Source organism: Streptomyces lichenis (genome assembly GCF_023218175.1).
Taxonomy (GTDB): Bacteria; Actinomycetota; Actinomycetes; order Streptomycetales; family Streptomycetaceae; genus Streptomyces; species Streptomyces lichenis.
Window position 1 is genome coordinate 55918 of record NZ_JALPTH010000014.1, and the last position, 20855, is coordinate 76772.

Below are 20855 nucleotides of genomic sequence, written 5' to 3' on the forward strand. Positions count from 1 at the left end.
CTCACGCTCCGAACGGGGTGGTAGACGGCCGGGTGGCGGGCGAGCAGTCGGCGAGCGCGACCGGCTCGCCCATGGCGACGAGGATCTTCCGGTCCCCGCGGAACGCCTCGCGGCCGTGCGCGCAGAGGATGTTGTCGACCAGCATCAGATCGCCCACCTGCCAGGTCTCCCGGACGGTGACCCGGTCGTAGACGGCGTTGATGGTGTCCACCTCGGCGTCGGTGAGGCGGCTGCCGTCACCCAGGTAGGTGTTGAACGGCAGTCCGTCCTCGCCGTAGGTGTCCACCAGCACCTCGCGGACGTCCGGGTCCAGGGTGCGGCTGTTCCAGAAGGCGAAGTGGTTGAACCAGGTCCGCTCCCCGGTCACCGGGTGGGTGACGACCGCCGAGCGGCGCTGGCGGGTGACCAGGGAGTCGTCGTCCGTCCACTCGTAACCCACGGTGTTCTCGTCGCAGTAGGCCTCGGCGACCGCCCGGTCCTCGGTGGCGAAAGTCTTCTGCCAGGGCAGCCCGGCCAGTTCGGAGTAGTTGCGCACCAGCAGCCAGCCGGCCCGCTCGAACCGGGCGACCAGCTCCGGCGGCAGCAGCCGCAGCGCCTCGCGCATATCGCCGGTGGTGGTGGCGCCGCCCTCCTCGGGCGCGGTGACGCAGCCGAAGAGCAGCACCCCGGGGAAGTCCAGGGTGTAGCTGTTCTCGTTGTGGAGTCTGATCGGCTGGACGGCGGGCAGGTCGGTGGAGGAGAACACGCCCTCGCCGAAGTCGGTACGCGGGGTGGCCTTCTCCTTGTAGCCGGCCCGCCGCTGGATCAGGGCGTCCCGGGCCCGGGCGAAGGCGGCGGCGTCCCGGACCGGCAGACCGCGCAGCAGCACCGCGCCGGAGCGGTGCAACTCGGCCTGGACGGCGGCCCGGTGCTCCTCCAGCCAGGCGACGGCGGTGTCCAGGTCGGCACCGGCCGGGGTGTGCACGACGACGGGCTTTCCGGGCTCGCGCACCGGGACGACACCGGTGGTGGCGGGAGAGGCGGCGAAGGTGGTCATGGTGGGTCCTCGCTTCGACGGAGGGGGAAGAACGGGGGGTGTACGGGAGGGGAGGGCCGGGGGCCCGGCCCGGTCGGTCAGGCAGGTGGGGCCGAGGCGCGGCAGCCGCGTCAGGCGGGTGCGGCGGTCCGGTGGGCGGCGCCCAGGACGGGCCGCAGCAGCGCGAAGAACTCGGGCAGCCGCTGCTGGAAGTAGAAGTGGCCCCCGGTCAGGACATGGCGGGCGAAGCCGTGCTCGGTGATCTCGGCCCAGCGGGCCAGGGCGTCCACCGGCACCACCGGGTCGGCGTCACCGCCGATCACGGTGACCGGGCAGTCCACCCGGGCGGCCGCCACCGGGCAGCGGTAGACGTCGTCGATGGCGAAGTCCGCCCGGATGGACGGGATGATGATCTCCCGCAGCTCGGGCTCGTCCAGGATGCCGTCATCGGTCCCGCCGCGCTCCTTGATGGCCGCGACCAGCTGGTCGTCGTCCAGCCGCTCCGGGTACACGGCGCTGGGGTTGGGCAGGAACGGCGCCCGGCAGGCGGAGGCGACCAGGGCGCGCGGGGACCGGCCGGCCGCCTGGAGCAGGCGTACCACCTCAAAGGCGACCAGCGAGCCCATGCTGTGGCCGAGCACCACCAGGTCGTCCACCGCACCGGCGGGCAGCGCGGCGGCGACCGGGCCGGCCAGATCGGCGATGTCCCGGGGCAGGTCCTCGGCGAACCGGGCGCCCCGGCCGGGGTACTGGCCCACCAGCAGCCGTACGTCGTCCGGCAGGTGCCCGCGCCACTCGGCGTAGGCGTGGGCGTTGCCACCCGCGTGCGGCAGCACCAGCAGCGCGGTGCGCTGGGGGCCCTCGCCGGGGAGGTCCCAGACGATGTCCTCCGGGTCGGCGGAAGAGGGCGTCGCGGTGTAGGAGTTCATGAGGGGATCCGTTCCTGTTCGGGCTGCGCGGGCTGGGAGGACGGCGGGGCGGCCGGGGCGGCGGCCTCGGGAGCGGCGCGGCGGCGCAGGGCGGGCCTGGCCCGTCGCGGCTTCGCGGTGGCCGAGCGGAGCCGGCCGTCGAGGAGTGCGGTGAGCGCGGCGGGCGTGGGGTGCCGGAACACATCGCGCAGCGAGAGCGCGGCGCCCACGGCCGGGGCCAGCCGGTTCGCCAGCCGGGCGGCGAGCAGCGAGTGCCCGCCGTGCTCGAAGAAGTCGTCGTCGAGGGTGAGCGGCGCGGGCGTGCCGAGGACGGCGGTGAAGTGCGCGCACACGGTCTCTTCCAGCGGGGTACGCGGCCGGCGGGCGGCGGTAGACGCGGTCGGTACGGGGACGGGCAGAGCACGCCGGTCGATCTTGCCGTTGGGGGTGAGTGGCAGCCGGTCCAGCACCATCAGACGGGCCGGGACCAGATGCTCGGGCAGCCGCTCGGCCAGCCAGGCGCGTACCTCCGGCGGGGCGGTCGTGGCGGCGGCCGGGGCAAGGACGATATGAGCGACCAGCCGGTCGCCGTACACCCCTACCGTGGCCTGAATGACAGCCGGGTGAGTGGTGAGGACGGTCTCGACCTCGGTGGGCTCGACCCGGAAGCCACGCACCTTGACCTGGCTGTCGGAGCGCCCGGTGTAGTGCAGACGGCCCTGGTGGTCCCAGTGGGCGAGGTCGCCCGTCCGGTACAGCCGAGCGCCGGGCGGACCGAAGGGGTGCGGGACGAAGCGGGTGGCGGTGGTGCCGGGCTGCCCCAGATAGCCGTACGCCAGACCATCCCCGCTGAGATACAGCTCCCCGGTCACCCCTGGCGGCACCGGCCGCAGCCCGCCGTCCAGGACATAGGCGTGCTTGTTGGTCAGCGGGATACCGATGGGGAGGGTGGCGAGCGCCTGGGTGGAGCGCGGGACGGTGTGGGTGGTGGTGAAGCCCATGGACTCGGCGGGGCCGTAGCCGTTGGCCACCGTGAGGTGCGGATGGAGCCGCTGAAGGGTGTGCACATGGGTGGGCGAGGCGGGCTCACCACCGGTGAAGACGGTCCGGACGGTACCGAAGGCCTCCGGGTGCTCATCGGTCAGATAGTTGAAGAGGCTGGAGGAGACCTGGAGCATGGTCACCCCGTGCGCCCGCGCCAAATCCGCCACCAGCGCCGGCTCCGGACGCTGTCCCGGCTGGAGGACGGTCGCCCCGCCGTGCAGCAGCGCGCCCCAGAACTCCAGGCTGAACGCGTCCCAGGACACGGGCGAGCACTGGAGGAACACCTCACCGGGCCCGAAGGAGGCGTAGGTCTGGGCGGTGAGGGTGGAGACCAGATTGCGGTGGGAGGACAGAATCCCCTTGGGCCGCCCGGTCGAGCCGGAGGTGAACATCACACAGGCGGGGTCATCGAGGCGGGGGCGGATGGGGAGAGCGGTGCTCGGGTACGCGGCGATGGTGGCGGCCTCGTCGTCCATGCGCACGGTCGTCGCCCCGGGCCCGCCGGGCAGTCGGTCGCCGTGGCGAGCGTCGGTGACCAGCAGCCGTACCGCCGCGTCCCGGACCGTCGCCGACAACCGCTCATCCGGGAAGTCCGGGTCCAGCAGGGCGTATCCCGCGCCCGACTTCACCACCGCCAGCACGGCTACGGCGAACTCCACACCACGGTCCAGCAGCACCCCGGTGAGACCCCCCGGACCCAGCCCCCGGGCCACCAGATGACGGGCCAGCCGGTTCGACCGTGCGTCCAACTCCCCGTACGAGACGGTCTCCTGCCCGCTGATCAGCGCGGGCGCGTCGGGTGTGAGCCGCGCCTGCCGCTCGAACCGCTCCACCAGCGAACCGGTCCCGATCTCCGCCCGGTGCCCGGCCCACTCCCCCAGTACCCGGCGCCGCTCCTCCTCGTCCAGCAACTCCAGAGCGGAGAGCCGGGTTTCGGGTGCGGTGACGGCCTGTTCCAGGGTGCGGCGCAGGGCGGCGGCCAGCCGTTCGGCGGTGTGCCGCTCGTAGAGGTCCGAGCTGAACAGCAGATGCCCGGTGAGCCCGCGCTCCTGGTCGGCGCGGAGCAGGAACTCCAGGTCGAACTTGACCGCCCCGGTGGCCACCGGTTCGACGGCGCCGACTCGCAGCCCGGGCAGTTCAGGCCGGTCGGCCGGGCCGCTCTCCAGGGCCAGGCACACCTGGAACAGCGGGTGTCTGGCGAGTGAGCGGGCCGGGTTGACGGCCTCCAGCACCCGGTCGAAGGGGACGTCCTGGTGGGCGAAGGCATCGAGGTCGGCGGTGCGCACCCGTTCCAGCAGGGTGCGGAAGTCGGGGTCAGCCGAGGTGTCGGTGCGGAGCACCAGGGTGTTGACGAAGAACCCGACCAGCCCGTCCAGGGTCTCGTCCGACCGGCCGGCCACCGGGGAGCCGAGGGGGATGTCCGTGCCCGCGCCCAGCCGGGTGAGGGTGGCCGCCAGCGCTGCCTGGAGCACCATGAACGGGGTGCAGCGCTCGGCCCGCGCCAGTGCGGTGACCCGCTGGTACAGCTCGGGCCCGAAGTCCAACTCCACCGCCCCGCCCCGGTGTCCCGCCACCGGTGGGCGCGGCCGGTCCGGGACGAGCCCCAGTTCCTCGGGCAGGTCGGCGAGTGCGGTACGCCAGAAGGCGAGTTGGTCCGGGTCTTCGGGGAGCGCGTGCTGCCAGTGGGCGTAGTCGCCGTAGCTGATCGGGAGGGCGGCCCAGTCGGGTGCGCGGCCGGAGCGGCGGGCGGTGTAGGCGAGGGACAGATCGGCGAGGAGCGGTGCCAGCGAGCGGCCGTCGGTGGCGATGTGATGGAGCAGGATCAGCAGGGTTGAGAAACGGGTGGCGGTCTGGAACAGGGTGATCCGCAGGGGGTGTTCGGTGGTCAGGTCGAAGGGGTGGCTCGCGGCGGTGCGCAGCTCCTCGTCCAGCTCGTGGAGGGACGTACGCCGATGCTCGAAGCAGAGGGCGGGCGGGTCGATCAGCTGGTACGGCTCGCCGTCCGGTCCGGTGCCGATCCTGGTCCGCAGCGGGGCGTGCCGGTCGGTGAGGTCCGTGAACGCGGCGCGTAGCGCGTCGATGTCCAGTTCGCCGTCGAGGGTGACGGTCAGCGGCACGTTGTACGCGGTGCCTCCGGCGCCCTCCAGTCCGGCCACCAGCCACAGCCGGGCCTGGGCGGCGGACAGCGGGGGCGGTTCGGGCCGGTCGCCGGTGGGGACCAGCGGGGGCAGTGCGCGGCGCCGGCCGTCCACGGTGGTGAGGTGCGCAGCGAGGGCGGCGGGCGTGGGGTGGGCGAAGACGTCCCGAAGGGTGAGCGAGGTGCCGAGGGTGGCGGCGATCCGGTTGGTGAGCCGGGCGGCGCGCAGGGAGTGTCCGCCATGCTGGAAGAAGTCGTCGTCGATGGTGAGCGGGTGGGGCGCGTCCAGCACCTCGGTCACCAGGGTGCGGACGATCTCCTCCAGCTCGGTGCGCGGAGCCCGGCCGGCGGCGACCGGTGGGGCCTCGATCGGCGGCAGAGCACGCCGGTCGATCTTGCCGTTGGGGGTGAGTGGCAGCCGGTCCAGCACCATCAGATGGGCCGGGACCAGGTGCTCGGGCAGCCGCTCGGCCAGCCAGGCGCGTATCTCCGGCGGGGCGGTCGTGGCGGCGGCCGGGCCGAGGACGATGTGAGCGGCCAGCCGGTCGCCGTACACCCCTACCGTGGCCTGGACGACAGCCGGGTGAGTGGTCAGCGCGGTCTCGATCTCGGTGGGCTCCACCCGGAACCCGCGCACCTTGACCTGGCTGTCGGAGCGCCCGGTGTAATGCAGCTGACCCGCGCGGTCCCAGTGGGCGAGGTCCCCGGTCCGGTACAGCCGGGCGCCGGAGGGGTCGTAGGGGTGCGGGATGAAGCGGGTGGCGGTGGTGCCGGACTGCCCCAGATAGCCGTAGGCCAGACCATCCCCGCTCAGATACAGCTCGCCCGTCACCCCTGGCGGCACCGGCCGCAGCCCGCCGTCCAGGACATAGGCGTGCTTGTTGGTCAGCGGGGAGCCGATGGGGAGGGTGGCGGGCGCCTGGGTGGAGCGGGGGACGGTGTAGGTGGTGGTGAAGCCCATGGACTCGGCGGGGCCATAGCCGTTGGCCACGGTGAGGTGCGGATGGAGCCGCTGAAGGGTGTGGACGTGGGTGGGCGAGGCGGGTTCGCCACCGGTGAAGACGGTCCGGACGGTGTCAAAGGCCTCCGGGTGCTCATCGGTCAGATAGTTGAAGAGGCTGGAAGAGACCTGGAGCATGGTCACCCCGCGCGCCCGCGCCAGCTCCGCCACCAGCGCCGGCTCCGGACGCTGCCCGGGTTGCAACACCGTCGCCCCGCCGTGGAGCAGCGCGCCCCAGAACTCCAGGCTGAACGCGTCCCAGGACACCGGCGAGCACTGGAGGAACACCTCACCGGGCCCGAAGGTCGCGTAGGTCTGGGCGGTGAGGGTGGAGACCAGATTGCGGTGGGAGGACAGGATCCCCTTGGGCCGCCCGGTCGAGCCGGACGTGAACATCACACAGGCGGGGTGCTCCGGGGTGAGCGGTATGCCGAGGGGGGTGCTCGGATACGCGGCGGTGGTGGCGGCTTCGCCGTCCGCGCGTACGGTCGTCCAGGGGCCGTCGGCCAGGCGGTCGGCGTGGCGGGTGTCGGTGACCAGCAGCCGTACGGCCGCGTCCCGGGCCGTCGCGAACAACCGCTCATCCGGGAAGTCCGGGTCCAGCAGGGCGTATCCCGCGCCTGACTTCACCACCGCCAGTACGGCGACGGCGAACTCCACACCGCGGTCCAGCAGTACCCCCGCGAGATCACCCGGACCCAGGCCCCGGGTCACCAGGTGGCGGGCCAGCCGGTTCGATTCCGCGTCCAACTCGCCGTACGAGACGGTGCGTTCGCCTGCGATCAGGGCGGGCGCCTCGGGTGTCCGCCGCGCCTGCCGCTCGAATCGCTGCCCCAGCGAGCTGAGTTCGGCCTCCGTGCGCCGCCCGGACCACTCCCCCAGCACCTGGTGCCGTTCCTCCGCGTCCAGCAGCTCGATGGAGCGCAGCGCGGACGATCGGATGCCGTCCAGGGCGCTGGTCACAAAGCGCCGGAAGCGGTCCTGGTGGTCGGCGACCGCGGCGAGGTCGCAGACGTCCGGCGCGGCGTCGAAGTCGATGCGGAGGCCGCCGGCCGGTCCGAGGTCGTAGACGCCCACGGCGAGGTCGTCCACCGGGCCGTTGGACAGGTTGTGCTGGACGGTCGGCTGGCCGCAGAAGCTCATCCCGGGGGCGAACGCCATGATGTTGACCAGGGGTGAGGCGATACGGGCCTCGGCCCCGGCGGACCCCAGCTCGCGTCGGAGGTCCTCGTAGCGGGTGCGCTGGTGGCGCAGGGCCCGCTTGGTCTCGCGCACCACGCCCGTCAGCAGCTCGGCGAGGCTTTCGCCACCCCGTACCTCGATCCGCAGGGGCACGATGTTGGACACCATGCCGGGTGTGGAGCGTGCCAGGTCCGTGGTGCGGCCCGTCACCGGAAGTCCGAGGACGAGCTCACGGCTTCCGCTGATCCGGTGCAGATAGGCGGCGACCAGGGTGATCACCAGCATCGACCAGGTCGAGCGATGGCCGCGGGCGGTGTCACGGAGCCGGTCCGCCTCGGCGGGCGGCAGCAGTACGGTGCGCCGGACGAAGGGGGGCGCGCTGTCCTTGCCGACATGGGCGTCGAGGGCGTCGAGAGTGGTACGGCCCTCGGCCAGGCGCGGGGGGTCGGGCAGTCCGGCGAGATGGGTGAGCCAGTGGGCGCGCTCCTCGGCAGCCGCCGGGGACTGGCGGTACGCGGCGTCCTCGGCCAGCAGGTCGGGCAGCGCGCCGAAGGGGCTGGGTCCCCAGGGCTCTCCGGCGGCTGACCGGTCGTACAGCTCGACCAGTCGGCGGTCCAGCAGGGCGATGCCCATGCCGTCGATGGCGAGGTGGTGGAAGGTGTGCAGATAGAACCAGTGGTCCGGGGCGGCCTTGAGCAGCACATGCCGGGTGAGCCAGTCCTCGGCCAGGTCGAAGGGCCGGGCCATCTCCTCGGCCATCCAGCTCCGTGCGGCCGCCGCGGGGTCGGGCTCATCGCTCAGGTCCACCAGCCGCACGGCCCGGTCACCGGGTGCGGAGTGCAGCAGCTGCCACGGCCCGTGTTCGTCGGCCCCGATGCCCCGGATGCGCAGCACGTCCGCCTCGCGGGCGAGTTGGTACCAGCAGCGGGCGAAGAGCTCCGGGTCCAGGGTGCCCAGGATCTCCCGGTACTCGCCGATGCCGTAGCGGCGGCCGGAGGGGTCAAGGCCGTGGGCCAGCCAGATGTCGCGCTGGGCCGCGGACAGCGGCAGCCGCCGGGCCGCGGACGCGGGGCCGGGATCGGTGCCGGTCACCGTGCCGGGCACGGGACCGGACGCTGAACCGGGCACGGAACCGGGCGCGGAGGCGTTCGGGGGCATGCGGGGGCTCCTCCTGCTGGTGGGCGGCTGGCGGTCGGCCGGGGCGGGGCGGACCCCACGGCGCTGGCGAGGGGCGGGGCGGTGGGCGGTGCTTGGCCTGTCGGCGCCGGCCGGGGTGCGGCTCCGCCGTCGCTGTCGGTGCCGGCGCCGGCCGGGGTGCGGGACCTTGGCGGCGTCGCCATCCAAGCCCGGGCGCGAGGGCGCGGGCGGCAGTTGCCTGCGGCACTCGGGCAGCAGTTCAGCGGGCAGCGGCGGCCTTCCGCGCCCGGCAGTGCGCGCGGACGATGCCCAGGACCCGGAAGCGGGAGCCGTCGACCTCGTGGGCGGCCCGGACGACCCCGCTGAGCAGCAGCTCGCGCAGCAGCCGGCCGCTGTCCGGCAGGCCGCGTCCGGTCAGCGACAGCAGGTCGGCCAGGGCGAAGGACTCCGCGGGGTGGTCGCAGAGGAGGTCCAGCAGCTCGCGCGGCCCGGCGGGCAGCCGGTCGAGCCGGTCGTCCAGTGCGTCCCGGATCCGGCCCGAGCTGTGGCCGCCGAGGTGGTCCAGGAGGGCCGCGGGATCGGCGTCGAGGGTGCCGCACAGCGCGGCCAGGTCGCAGACCACCAGCCAGGACGCGGCGGCGGCCAGCGCGGCCGGGTGGCCGTCCAGGCCGCGGCAGACGGCGGCGGCCCGTGCCAGGTCGGCGCGGTCCGGGGTGAACTCGGGGCGCACCCGGCGGACCTGGTGCAGGAACATCCGTACCGCGGCCTGCTGGGGGTCCCCGGGCTCCGTCGCGGCGGGCACCTCCAGCGGGCCGAGCAGGAAGACGCGCTCGCCGGGCACCTCCCACGGGTCCTCTCCGGTGGCCAGGACCCGCAGTCCGGGGTAGTCGCGCAGCAGCCGGGCCAGCCGGTCGAGGCGGCCGGGGGCGGCGGGCACCCCGTCGAGCACCAGCAGGGCGGGGCCGTCGCCGACGAGTGCCGCGAGGTCCGCCGCCGGGGCCCAGCCGTCGGCGGACGCGACGCCCGTGCCTCCGGCGCCCTCCCGGTGGTCCCGGTGGTCGGGGTAGAGCCCGGCGGTGAGCGCGGAGAGCCGCAGGCGTACGGGCTCCGGTGCCGTCGCCAGATGCTCGCTCGGCGCTCCCGAACCGTCCCACCACAGCACCGGCATCCCCGCCGTGTGCAGCCGCGCCGCGACCTCCAGGGCGAGTCGGGTCTTGCCGACTCCGGTCAGTCCCACCACATTGACCAGGCGTTCCGCTCTCGGGGCGGACAGCTCCTCGACCAGGACGCCGACCTCGGTGTCCCGGCCGACGGCCGGGTGGAGCGCGGTGGGCGGGGCCGGGAGCTCGGCCGGGGCCGCTCCGAGTCCGTTGCCGCGGCTGCGCCGGCCGGCCTCCTCCAGCACGGCCCTGGCCCGCGGGCCGAGCCGCAGCGCCTCGGCCATCAGCCGCACGGTGTCCGTGCGGGGCCGTCTCGCCCGGCCCTGCTCCAGGTCGCGGATGGCCCGGACGCTGATCGTGGAGAGGTCCGCCAACTGCCGCTGGGTCATGCCGATGCGCAACCGGTGGGCACGTATGAGGGCTCCCACCTCGGGGGTCTCGGACGACGAGCTGACAGCGACGGCCGTGTTCATACGGGCTCCCGACGACGTTGGGGGACGGTGTGCGGTACGTCTCCCATCGTCGGCAGCGGGCTATCGCCGGAGCATCCCCCGACCGCCCCGCCCACCGGGCCCCACGGCCCCCGCTATCGCGTCCCCAGATCGCGCTGTTCCGCCCTCCGACGCGCGCTATCGCCCTCCGCTCCGGGGCGTCCGGGCCGTGATAGCGCGGGGATAGAGGCGGGAACGGCGCGGGGATTCCGGCCGCCCGCACTGTGGTGACCACGAAGAACGCGGCGCTCCGGACCTCCGGGGCGCGGCTCGCCGAACTCCTCGGAAGGAAGCCCGACATGGCTGTCACCACCGCCCTGCGCGCCGCCGTCGTCACCGTCGCCCTCGCCGGCGCCACCCTGTTCGGTGCGCAGGCCGCCCTCGCCGACGACGCCACCCCGGGGACCGGCACCGGGACCGGCAGCAGCCAGACGGGCACCCCCGCTCCGGGGACCACCACCCCCGCCCCGGGCACGACCAACGGCAACAACCCCTGGGACTGACGCCGCGCGGTCCGCGTGACGCCGGCTACCGGCCGGCGAGTCCCGGCAGCGCCGCGTCCGCGCCGCCCTCCCCCTCCGCGCCCACCGCCAAGGCCTCCGTCCCGGCTCCGGCCTGGGCGAGCAGGCTCTCCGCCTCCGCGAGTTCCGGCTCCATCCGCCGGTCCCGGAAGGCCCGGACCGCGCCCCGCAGCAGCTCCCGCGCCCGTGACCGCTCCGCCGCCCCGCCCTCGCGGGTCAGCAGCCGCGCCAGGTCCAGGCGCACCAGCGCGGCCCCGCCGTGGTCCATGATCTGCTCGCGGACCGTCAGCGCCTGGTCGTAGCAGCCGCGGGCCTGCTCCCCCGCTCCCCTCACGGCGTGGGCGTTGCCCAGGTCGCGCAGGAGATGGCCCTCGCCGATCACGTCGCCGCCGTCCCGGCACAGCTCCAGCACCTCCGTGAAGGTGCGCACCGCCCGCTCGTGCTCGCCCTGCTGCTGGAGGAGTTGGCCGGCCCGGCGCAGAGTGCGGGCCTGACCGCCGAGATAGCCGACCGAGCGGTAGATGCCCAGGGCCTCGTCCAGTCGGCTCTGCGCCGCCGCGCTCTGCCCGCGGGCCATCCAGATCTGGGCGCTCTGGGTGAGCACGATGGCCCGGCCCACCACATCGCCCGCGAGGTCGAAGTCGCGCAGCGCCCGCTCGTACAGCGCCAGCGCGCGGTCCTCCTGTCCGCGGAAACGTTCCAGCAGGGCAAGGTCGCGGTGGCAGAGGGCGAGGCCCTGCCGGTCGCCCAGCTCCTCGAACTGCCCGAGCGCCGTGGTCAGCGCCGCCTTGGACTCCTCGTGCTGGCCACGGGTGAGGTAGAGCGAGCCCAGTGAGCTGAGCACGGCGGCGCTGCCCCGCCGGTTGCCCGCCGAGCGGGCGGCGTCCAGGGCGAGCCGGTGGGTGCGCTCCCAGTCGTCCAGATAGCCGCGCACCTCGAACAGGGTGACCAGGGTGGTGGCCAGGTCCCAGCAGAGCTCGTCCAGCTGCTCGGCGGCGGCGTGCTCGACCGCCTGCACCAGGTTGGCGTGCTCGCTGTCCAGCCATTCCAGCGGCTGGACCAGCAGCTCGTCCCGGTACGCGGCGGGTGGTGTCCAGCGCGGGGCGGAGCCGTGCAGCACGGTGAAGTCGCCTCCGTAGACCCGGCGGTGGGCCTCCTCGGCGAGCGCCATCCAGCCGCCCATCATCCGGCGCAGCGCCGCCGTCTGGACGGCCGGTTCGTCGTGGGCGGCGAGCTGCTCACGGGCGAAGACGCGGATGATCTCGTGGAAGCGATAGCGGAAGCCCCCGGTGGACTCCACCCCCACCACATCCAGCATCTGCACGTCGACCAGCGGTTCCAGCAGGTCGGAGGGGAAGGGCCGGTCGTCGTCGAGCAGTGCCCCGGCCAGCCAGCCGGGCAGCGAGGGCCCCTGCGCGAGGCTGAGCAGGCGCAGCAGCCGCCGGTCGTCCGGGCGCAGCCCGTCGTGGGTGAGCGAGAGACTGGCCCGCATGGTCATCTCGCCGTGGGTCAGCTCGTCCAGCCGGTGCCGCTCGTTGGCGAGCCGGTGCACCATGGAGGCAAGCGTCCAGTGCGGGCGGGCGGCCAGCCGGGCGGCCACGATCCGCAGCGCCAGCGGCAGCCCGCCGACGGTGCCGACCAGGGCCTCGGCGGCGACCGCCTCGCGCTCCACCCGCTCGGCGCCGATGACCCGGCCCAGCAGTTCCAGGGCGTGCCCGGTGCCCAGGACGTCGAGCTCCACCCGGTGCGCGCCGGGCAATCCGGTGAGCCGGACCCGGCTGGTGACCAGCACCGCGCAGCGGCTGCCGCCGGGCAGCAGCGGCCGGACCTGGCTCTCGGAGGCGGCGTCGTCCAGGACCACGAGGACTCGGCGGGCGGCGAGCAGGGTGCGGTACATCTCGGCGCGCTCGTCCAGCGACTCGGGGATCACCGGGCCGGGGATGCCGAGGGCGCGCAGGAAGCGCCCGAGCACCTCGGAGGCGGTGGCGGGGGTGCCGGTGCCGCGCAGATCGCAGTAGAGCTGACCGTCGGGGAAGCGGGTGTCGGCCAGCCGGTGGGCGATATGGGTGGCGAGGGTGGACTTGCCGGTTCCCGGCTTCCCGACGATCACGGCGAGCCCGACGGCGCGGCGCTCCGCGGCCCCGAGCAGGATCTGCTCGATACCCTCGATGCGCTGCTCGTCTCCGACGAAGTCGGCGGTGTCGGCGGGGAGTTGCCGGGGGACCTCGGGTGCGGTGGCCGGGAGCGGGGCGCCGCCGGTCCGGCGCGGCGGCTCCTCGGTGGCGGCGCCGGGCATCGGGTGACGGGCATCGCCACCGCCACCGCTCTCGCCATCGCCGCCGGCTTCGGGCCACGCGTCCGCGTCCGCGCTCCCGGCCGACCGTCCGGCGGCTCCGGGATCGGCCTCGACCCCGGCCCCGGGCAGCCGCTCGGGCTCGCCCGCCACCACCCCGATGACCCGATCGGCGACGAGGGTGCTCGGGGCCACCGGCCGCCCCGCACCCCCCACCCCGCCCGGCGGCGGGGGGATGACGGCCCGGTCCGGGGCACCTCCCGGGGGCCCGGGGGCGGCGGAAGCGCCGGCGCCGTCCATGGCAGCCTCGGAGCCGGTGCCGCCGGGTGCGCTTCCGGTCGGAGGCGGCACCTCGCCGGCCAGGATCGCGGACTCCAGCCGCCGCAGCTCGGTGCCGGGCTCCAGGCCCAGCTCCTCCACCAGCAGTTCGCGGCCCACCCGGTAGGCCTCCAGCGCTTCGGCCTGGCGGCCCGAGCGGTAGAGGGCCAGCATCAACTGGCCGCGCAGCCGCTCCCGTAGCGGATGCTGGTGCACCAGGAGCTGGATCGCGCCGACCAGATGGTGGTGGCGCCCCAGGTCGAGTTCCAGCCCGATCCGGGTCTCGGTCGCGGTCAGCCGCTCCTCGTCCAGCTGGCGCGCCTTGCTGCGCAGGGTGTGGCCGGATATCCCGCCCAGGCAGTCACCGAGCCACAACTCCTCGGCGGAGCGCAGCAGTTCGACGGCCTCGCCGACCGCTCCCCGGCGCTCCGACGCCCGGGCGCCGGCGACCCGGCGGCCGAACACGGCGGCGTCCACCGCACCCTCGTCGGTCTTCAGCACATAGCCGGGCGGCCGGGTGGTGATGGCGGCGTCGATCCGCACGGCCGTGAAGAGCTTGCGCAGCCGGGAGACGCAGATCTGCACCTGGGTGCGGGCGGTGTCCGGGGGGTCGTCGTCCCAGATCAGGTCCACCAGGTGGTCCGTGCTGACGACCCGGTTCGCCTCCAGCAGCAGGGCGGCGAGGATGACCTCCTGGCGCCCGGGCGGCACGCGCACGGGGCCGCCGTACCCGATGACCTGCAAGGGTCCGAGGATACGGAAGACGACGGTGTCCGCGGTCTCGGGTGCCCCGCCGGGCGAACCAGTCAATGAGTCTCCCAGCCGGTGGCGCACGGGAACAGGGGTGAGGAGCGGAGCGGCCGAGCAGCGGAGCGGTGGGCGTGCGCTGGCTCATTTTCACGGACGATTCCGCACTTGTCCATGGTGTGTGGATTCGGTGATGGTGAACGCTTTCGGCCTGCTCGCAGGTTCGCGGCCGACGGGGGATAGGGCGGGGATAGCGGGGGGTTGCGGCTCCGGCGCACCGTGGAGGTGCCTCCGCCTGGCCGGGCGGGGGGTGTACGGAAAGGACTGCCCCATGCAGAGCCGGCAAGCCGGGCCCCTGCCGCCCAGCCGTGTCGTCACGGACTCCGGCGTCGACCATGTGCGACTGGCCTACCACTACCTGGACACCGGCGATCTGGACGGCCTCGGTTCGCTGCTGCACGAGGGGGCCCGGGGCGCCGTCCCGGAGCCCGCCCCGTACGGCGGGCGGCACCATATCCAGCGGATCGTCGCCGAGGGGGACTGCGTGGTGGTGATGGGCCGGCTGGTGCCGGGGCTGGGCGAGTTCGTGGACGTGTTCACCTTGTCGGCGGAGGGCATGCTGCGGGGCTGCCGCCGCTACCACGCCGGGCTGCGGTAGGGGCGGGGCCTCCCCCGGTGCACCCGGTCCACCGACATCGCCGGAGTGGTCCAGCTCACTTTCCGAATCGTGGACGCGGTCGGACGGGCGGTCCACCGGACCCGTAGGGTGGCCGGTGCAGCTGGTTCGCCCCGTCCGCCAGACGGGAGGCGTCGTAAGAGGGAACCCGGTGGGAATCCGGAACTGCCCCGCAGCGGTGAGCGGGAACGACCGCCGTCATACGCACTGGGCCCACCGGGCCTGGGAAGCGACGGCCAGTAGGTGTCCTCCGGCCAGGAGGGCGGGCCCGCGAGTCCGAAGACCTGCCCGTTGCCCGTACGCGAAACGACCGCGTACGGCTGTCCCGGTGACCCCGAGGGAGGGTCGGCCCCCATACCAGGCGGAGGACCGCGCTGTGCCGCGCGTTCCGGTCCCCGTCCGGTCGGTCGAACCTTCGCCGTCCTCGTCCCCGTCTCCGGGACCTCAGGGATCCGTCTCGCGAAGGAGATCTCCGTGACCACGAAGTCCGCAGCCGCGGCAGCACGGGCCACCGTGTACGGCTACCCCCGGCAGGGGGAGAACCGTGAACTCAAGAAGGCGATCGAGGGGTACTGGAAGGGCCGGGTCACCGCCGACGCCCTCCGGGCCACCGCCGCCGAACTGCGCGCCGGGAACTGGCGGCAGCTCGCCGAGGCCGGGGTGCACGAGGTGCCCACCGGCGACTTCTCGTACTACGACCAGGTGCTCGACACCACGGTGATGGTCGGTGCCGTGCCCGCCCGCCACCGGGAGGCCGTCGCCGCCGACGCCCTGGACGGCTACTTCGCCATGGCCCGCGGCACCCAGGAGGTCGCGCCCCTGGAGATGACCAAGTGGTTCGACACCAACTACCACTATCTGGTGCCCGAGTTGGGCCCGGACACGGTCTTCACCGCCGACTCCGCCAAGCAGGTGGCGGAGCTGACGGAGGCGCTGGCACTGGGGCTGACCGCCCGTCCGGTGCTGGTCGGCCCGATCACCTATCTGCTGCTGGCCAAGCCCGCGCCCGGGGTGGCCGCCGACTTCGACCCGCTCACCCTGCTGGACCGGCTGCTGCCGGTGTACGCGGAGGTGCTGGGCGATCTGCGGGCCGCGGGCGCCGAGTGGGTACAGCTGGACGAGCCCGCCCTGGTGCAGGACCGCAGCCCGGCCGAGCTGAACGCGGCCGAGCGCGCCTACCGCGACCTCGGCGCCCTCACCGACCGGCCGCGGCTGCTGGTCGCCTCCTACTTCGACCGGCTCGGCAAGGCGCTGCCGGTGCTCGCCAAGGCGCCGGTGGAGGGCCTGGCCCTGGACTTCACCGAGGCCGCCGCCGCCAACCTGGAGGCCCTGGCCGCGGTCGGCGGACTGCCCGGCAAGCGGCTGGTCGCCGGTGTGGTCAACGGCCGCAACATCTGGGTCAACGACCTGGAGAAGTCCCTCGCCACCCTGGGGACCCTGCTGGGTCTGGCCGAGCGGGTGGACGTCTCCGCCTCCTGCTCGCTGCTCCATGTGCCGATCGACGCGGCCGCCGAGCGGGACATCGACCCGCACATCCTGCGCTGGCTCGCCTTCGCCCGGCAGAAGACCGCCGAGATCGCCACTCTCGCCAGGGGCCTGGCCCAGGGCACCGACACCATCGCGGGCGAACTGGCCGCCAACCGCGCCGCCCTCGCCTCCCGAGCCGGCTCCCCGATCACCCGGGACCCGGCGGTACGGGACCGGGCGGCCGCGGTCACCGACGCCGACGCGCGCCGCTCCCAGCCGTACGCCGAGCGGAGCGCCGCCCAGCGCGCCCACCTCGGCCTGCCGCAGCTGCCGACCACCACCATCGGCTCGTTCCCGCAGACCGGCGAGCTGCGCACGGCCCGTGCCGACCTGCGGGCCGGGCGGATCGACGCGGCCGGCTACGAGGAGCGGATCAAGGCCGAGATCCAGGAGGTGCTGTCCTTCCAGGAGAAGGCCGGGCTGGACGTGCTGGTGCACGGCGAGCCCGAGCGCAACGACATGGTGCAGTACTTCGCCGAGCAGCTGACCGGCTATCTGGCGACCCAGCACGGCTGGGTGCAGTCGTACGGCACCCGCTATGTCCGGCCGCCGATCCTGGCCGGTGACATCTCCCGCCCCGAACCGATGACGGTGCGCTGGACCTCGTACGCCCAGTCGCTCACCGCCCGCCCGGTCAAGGGCATGCTGACCGGCCCGGTCACCATGCTGGCCTGGTCCTTCGTCCGCGACGACCAGCCGCTCGGGGACACCGCCCGGCAGGTGGCCCTCGCGCTGCGCGACGAGGTCGCCGACCTGGAGGCCGCCGGCACCTCGGTGATCCAGGTGGACGAGCCGGCGCTGCGGGAGACCCTGCCGCTGCGGGCCGCCGACCACGCGGCCTACCTGGCCTGGGCGACCGAGGCGTTCCGGCTGACCACCGCCGGGGTGCGGCCGGACACCCAGGTCCACACCCATATGTGCTACGCCGAGTTCGGCGACATCGTGCGGGCCATCGACGACCTGGACGCCGATGTGATCAGCCTGGAGGCCGCCCGCTCGCATATGCAGGTGGCCCGGGAGCTGGCCGCGCACGGCTATCCGCGCGAGGCCGGGCCCGGGGTGTACGACATCCACTCCCCGCGGGTGCCGAGCGCCGAGGAGGCGGCGGCCCTGCTGCGTACGGGACTGGAGGCGATCCCGGCCGAGCGCCTGTGGGTCAACCCCGACTGCGGGCTGAAGACCCGCGGCTGGCCGGAGACGCGCGCCTCCCTGGAGAACCTGGTGGCGGCGGCCCGGACGGTCCGCGGGGAGCTGGCCGGCTCCTGACCCCGCGGTACCGGCAACGGGGCCGGGAGAGCCGTAGCGCGGTTCTCCCGGCCTGCGCCACCCGGTCCGTTCAGAGCGGGTCGGTCGCCTTGGCGGTGGCGAGGCCGTACGCCCGCTCGCACTCCTCGTACCGCTCGATCAGCAGCGGGTCCATCAGCGCGGTGCCGGGCCCGTAGAACTTGCCGAACTTCTCCCGGTACTTGGCGAACCAGTGCGGATGCTCGGCCAGGAAGAAGACGTCGTGCAGGGCGATGGAGCGGATCGCGAGCACCGGGACCGGGGCGCGGCTGACGGCGAAGGCGGGGTTGCGGGCCGCCGTCACCTCGCAGTCCGGGTGGAACTGGCCGATCATCAGGCCCTGCGCCACATACTCGTCCTTCACCCGCTCCTGGGCCCGGTCGAGCAGGGGGGTGTCCTCGGGGCTCAGGTCGGGCAGCACCACCACCATGGCCTGGAGCATGGGGTTGCGGCCCTGCCAGGTGGTGAGCATGTACTCGCGCAGGCTGCTGCGGGCGATCTCCTCGACCAGCTCGGGGGTCGGCGCATGGCCCACCAGCCGGATGCGGACCTCCATGGTCCGGTTCTTCCGGGAGGGGGCGACGAACGGGCAGATCGGGCCGGTGCGGCCGATCTCCGGATGGCTCTGCGCGATATAGCCGGTCAGCCAGGAGTCGACCGCCGCCAGGGTGGACGCGTAGTCGACGCCGACCGCGGTGGGGCTCACGGCGCACCCGTCAGATCGGCGACCCGGCCGACCGCGACGGCGGCGAGCCGGTGCACCTCGGCCGGGTCGGGGATGCGGGCGTTGACGAAGGTCAGCACGGAGTCCTTGGCCACCACCACCCAGGCGGTCTCGATCCGGAAGTGGTCGACGGTGGAGACCCAGCGCACCGCGAATCCCCCGTCGCCCAGGTCGACCGGCTCCAACGCGGTCCGGGTGATGTCCAGTTGGACGCCGTCGTTGAGTTCCATCCGGTAGTGCCCGCAGCGGCCGGCCGCGTCATGGAACCGCTCGTACACCTCCCGGCAGGCCCCCTGGCCGAACTGCGCGACATGGTGGAACACCACCGAGCCGACGATGTTGGTGAACAGCGCGGAGGCGTGGTGGGTGGTGTCGGGGTGCGAGCCGTGGGTGAGCATGTTGGTGAGGTCCACCAGGGTGCGCCCCGACTCGTCGCCGGAGACGAACACCGGGTCGTAGGCGGCGCTCGGCTCCTCGCCGAAGAACGACTCGTCGAGGTCCTCCTCGTCCAGCAGCAGCTGCCGGAACGCGGCGTCGTCCATCGCGGTCTCCTATCGGCGTACGAGGCTGAGCGGGCGGATGTCGGTCCAGTTCTCCTCGACGTAGGCGACGCAGGAGGCCCGGTCGGTCTCGGCGAGCGCCACCGTCCAGCCGGCCGGCACCTCGGCGAAGGCGGGCCACAGCGAGTGCTGGCCCTCGTCGTTGACGAGCACCAGGAAGGTGCCCTCGGGGTTGTCGAAGGGGTTGCCGCTCATGGTGTCTCCCTGTGCGGGGCGGAAGGGACGGGGCTCAGCACGCTGGTCAGATAGCGGTGCACGCCGCTGATCGAGGTGAACAGCGCCATGTCCTCGAACTGCGGGTCGATGACCACTCCGTGCCGCTCCTCCAGGCCGTGCTGGAGGACGAGCAGGGTGAAGGAGTCGACGACCAGCTCGGCGTCGTCCGGGAACTCCTCCGGAGGTCCCAGCCCCGCCTCCTCGGTGAGGATCGCCCGGATGTCGTCCTTGGTGACCACGAGTCCCCCTGTCGGTTCGGTTCTTCGTCGGATGTACGGGTCAGCGGTGCCGCTCGGACGGCGCGGCCGCCCCGCCGAGCATCCCGGGGTCGCGCAGCAGCTTGCCCATGGAGTTCCTCGGCAGCCGGTCGGTGACGTGGAAGCGCCGGGGGATCTTGACCGGGCTGAGCCGGCTGCGGCACCAGGCGGTGAGCTGGTCCGCGGTGAGCCCGGCGCCGCCGTCGCCCACCAGCGCCTCCACCGCCCCGGTGTGCACCACCACCGCCTCGGTGACCGAGGGGTGGGCCAGCAGGGCGGCCTCCACCTCGGCGAGGTCGATCTTCAGCCCGCCGACCACGGCCAGCGAGTCGGCCCGGCCGAGCAGGCTCAGTGCCCCGGTGGCCGGGTCCTGGGCGACCCGGTCGTAGGTGCGCAGCCAGCCGTCGGTGAACCGGTCGGCGTGCTCCCCGTACAGGTACGGCGAGCGGTCCAGCCGGAGGTACAGCTCCTCGCCGACCACCTTGACCTCGGCTCCCGGCACCGGCGGCCCGACGCACGGCGGCGGTGGGGCACCGACGAGGTCGCCAGCGATCAAGCCGAACTCGGTGAGCCCGTACACCGGGCTGACCGGCAGTCCGAACCCGGCGCGGAACCGCTCGCCGGTGTCCTGCGGCACCCGTTCGCCGCCGGACACCGCCAGCCGCAGTGCGGGGAGTTCGGGCCGGTCGCCGATCCGGGACAGCAGGGCGTAGTGGACGGGGGTGCCGAACACGGCGGCCACCTCGGTGCGGGCCATCAGCCGCACCACCTCGGCCGGGCGGAGGGTCGGCGGGACGACCAGCGGCGCCCCTGCGGCGAGCGCGTGCAGCACCCCGGTGACCAGGCCCATGTTGTGCATGACCGAGTTGAGCAGCAGCACCGGTTCGCCCTGGCCGGGCATGCCAGGGAGGGCGGCGTGCCGTTCGAGTTCGGCCAGTACGGAGTCGGGCGGCCGGCCGATCACCTTGGGGCGCCCGGTCGAGCCGGAGCTGAACTGCACCAGCCGGACCCCGTCGGCGGCGGGCCGGCCGTCCGGCAGCGCCTCGACCGAGAAGCCGGACTCCTGGCGGAAACCGGTCACCGGCCCGTCCGTGCCGGCCGCCGCGACCTGGTACTGCGGGCGCACCAGCCGCACCAGGGGCTCGTACTCGGCCGGTTGCAGCCGGAAGTCGACCAGCACCACCTGCGCCCCACGGCTCCACAGGGCCAGCAGCACCTGGAGGTAGGTGAAGCTCGGCTTCATCCGCAGCACGACGGAGGTGCCCTCCGCTATCCCCCGCCGCCGGAACCGCTCGGCGATACCGGCGACCGCTTCGCGTAACGCGCCCCGGGTGACGGGCGCGCTGGAGAAGGCCCATGGCTCGTCATCGGCGCCATGGTCCAGAAGATGGCTTCCCCACCAGGTGTTCGCCATACGCGCTTCCTTCGGGAACAGGTTCGCGGATGAAACCGATCACAATGAACGGACCAAAAGAACGAGCCGAATAGGACGAGCCGAACAGATCTCATGGGACGGGCCGTGCGAGCGATAAGCCGTGGGAGTTCGGCCGGGCATTCGGCGACTGCGAAGCTAACACTGGCGCGAAACGGCGGGCAAGCGCACCGGAGATCACTGGGATGGTGCCGGGGGTGCGGGCGGGGAGCACGACCGGGTGGTC

At 73.8% G+C, this 20855-nt stretch carries 13 protein-coding genes and 1 riboswitch; of the genes, 3 read left to right on the forward strand and 10 right to left on the reverse strand.

Going from position 1 to position 20855, the window contains the following annotated elements; all coding sequences use genetic code 11:
* Nucleotide 1: 1 nt before the first annotated feature.
* From M1O15_RS15880 to M1O15_RS31430, 4 genes are all read right to left on the reverse strand, one after another.
* The gene (locus M1O15_RS15880; RefSeq protein WP_248634497.1) at nucleotides 2-1036 is read right to left on the reverse strand and encodes a TauD/TfdA family dioxygenase; all 1035 of its coding nucleotides are present in this window, start codon (nucleotides 1034-1036) and stop codon (nucleotides 2-4) included.
* Nucleotides 1037-1146: 110 nt separating this feature from the next.
* Entirely contained in the window at nucleotides 1147-1944 is a 798-nt protein-coding gene (locus M1O15_RS15885; RefSeq protein ID WP_248634498.1) for a thioesterase II family protein, read from the reverse strand.
* The gene (locus M1O15_RS15890) at nucleotides 1941-8444 is read right to left on the reverse strand and encodes a non-ribosomal peptide synthetase (RefSeq protein WP_248634499.1); all 6504 of its coding nucleotides are present in this window, start codon (nucleotides 8442-8444) and stop codon (nucleotides 1941-1943) included. The genes M1O15_RS15885 and M1O15_RS15890 overlap by 4 nt, the downstream gene beginning before the upstream one ends.
* A 238-nt stretch (nucleotides 8445-8682) precedes the next feature.
* Nucleotides 8683-10056: a helix-turn-helix domain-containing protein gene (locus M1O15_RS31430; RefSeq protein ID WP_282576804.1), complete on the reverse strand. Its 1374-nt coding sequence runs from the start codon at nucleotides 10054-10056 to the stop codon at nucleotides 8683-8685.
* Between the two features lie 317 nt (nucleotides 10057-10373).
* On the opposite strand from M1O15_RS31430, the gene M1O15_RS15900 reads away from it, so the two are divergent.
* A complete protein-coding gene (locus M1O15_RS15900) occupies nucleotides 10374-10577 on the forward strand; it encodes a hypothetical protein (protein WP_248634500.1) in 204 nt (67 codons plus the stop codon).
* Nucleotides 10578-10602: 25 nt separating this feature from the next.
* On the opposite strand, the gene M1O15_RS15905 is transcribed toward M1O15_RS15900, so the two are convergent.
* Nucleotides 10603-13950, reverse strand: a complete 3348-nt coding sequence (locus tag M1O15_RS15905; RefSeq protein WP_248634501.1) for an AfsR/SARP family transcriptional regulator — start codon at nucleotides 13948-13950, stop codon at nucleotides 10603-10605.
* A gap of 334 nt (nucleotides 13951-14284) precedes the next feature.
* Here M1O15_RS15905 and M1O15_RS15910 point away from each other — a divergent pair, with 334 nt between their 5' ends.
* Together M1O15_RS15910 and metE are read left to right on the forward strand one after the other, a co-directional pair.
* The gene (locus M1O15_RS15910; protein WP_248634502.1) at nucleotides 14285-14611 is read left to right on the forward strand and encodes a nuclear transport factor 2-like protein; all 327 of its coding nucleotides are present in this window, start codon (nucleotides 14285-14287) and stop codon (nucleotides 14609-14611) included.
* Between the two features lie 105 nt (nucleotides 14612-14716).
* Nucleotides 14717-14935: riboswitch (cobalamin riboswitch) on the forward strand.
* Between the two features lie 168 nt (nucleotides 14936-15103).
* Entirely contained in the window at nucleotides 15104-17422 is a 2319-nt protein-coding gene (gene metE, locus M1O15_RS15915) for a 5-methyltetrahydropteroyltriglutamate--homocysteine S-methyltransferase (RefSeq protein WP_248634503.1), read from the forward strand.
* Nucleotides 17423-17492: 70 nt separating this feature from the next.
* Here the strand turns inward: metE and M1O15_RS15920 are convergent, their stop codons facing one another.
* Genes M1O15_RS15920 through M1O15_RS15940 form a run of 5 tightly spaced genes read right to left on the reverse strand, consistent with a single transcriptional unit; the run spans nucleotide 17493 to nucleotide 20611 of the window.
* Nucleotides 17493-18146, reverse strand: coding sequence for a DUF6875 domain-containing protein (locus M1O15_RS15920; protein WP_248634504.1), 654 nt, complete (start codon nucleotides 18144-18146; stop codon nucleotides 17493-17495).
* Nucleotides 18143-18706 (reverse strand): hypothetical protein, encoded by a 564-nt coding sequence (locus tag M1O15_RS15925; RefSeq protein WP_248634505.1) that lies wholly within the window; start codon nucleotides 18704-18706, stop codon nucleotides 18143-18145. The genes M1O15_RS15920 and M1O15_RS15925 overlap by 4 nt, the downstream gene beginning before the upstream one ends.
* A 9-nt stretch (nucleotides 18707-18715) precedes the next feature.
* Nucleotides 18716-18919: an MbtH family protein gene (locus M1O15_RS15930; protein WP_248634506.1), complete on the reverse strand. Its 204-nt coding sequence runs from the start codon at nucleotides 18917-18919 to the stop codon at nucleotides 18716-18718.
* Nucleotides 18916-19179: an acyl carrier protein gene (locus M1O15_RS15935; RefSeq protein WP_248634507.1), complete on the reverse strand. Its 264-nt coding sequence runs from the start codon at nucleotides 19177-19179 to the stop codon at nucleotides 18916-18918. The genes M1O15_RS15930 and M1O15_RS15935 overlap by 4 nt, the downstream gene beginning before the upstream one ends.
* 40 nt (nucleotides 19180-19219) lie before the next feature.
* Nucleotides 19220-20611: a class I adenylate-forming enzyme family protein gene (locus M1O15_RS15940; RefSeq protein ID WP_282576808.1), complete on the reverse strand. Its 1392-nt coding sequence runs from the start codon at nucleotides 20609-20611 to the stop codon at nucleotides 19220-19222.
* Nucleotides 20612-20855 lie beyond the last annotated feature (244 nt).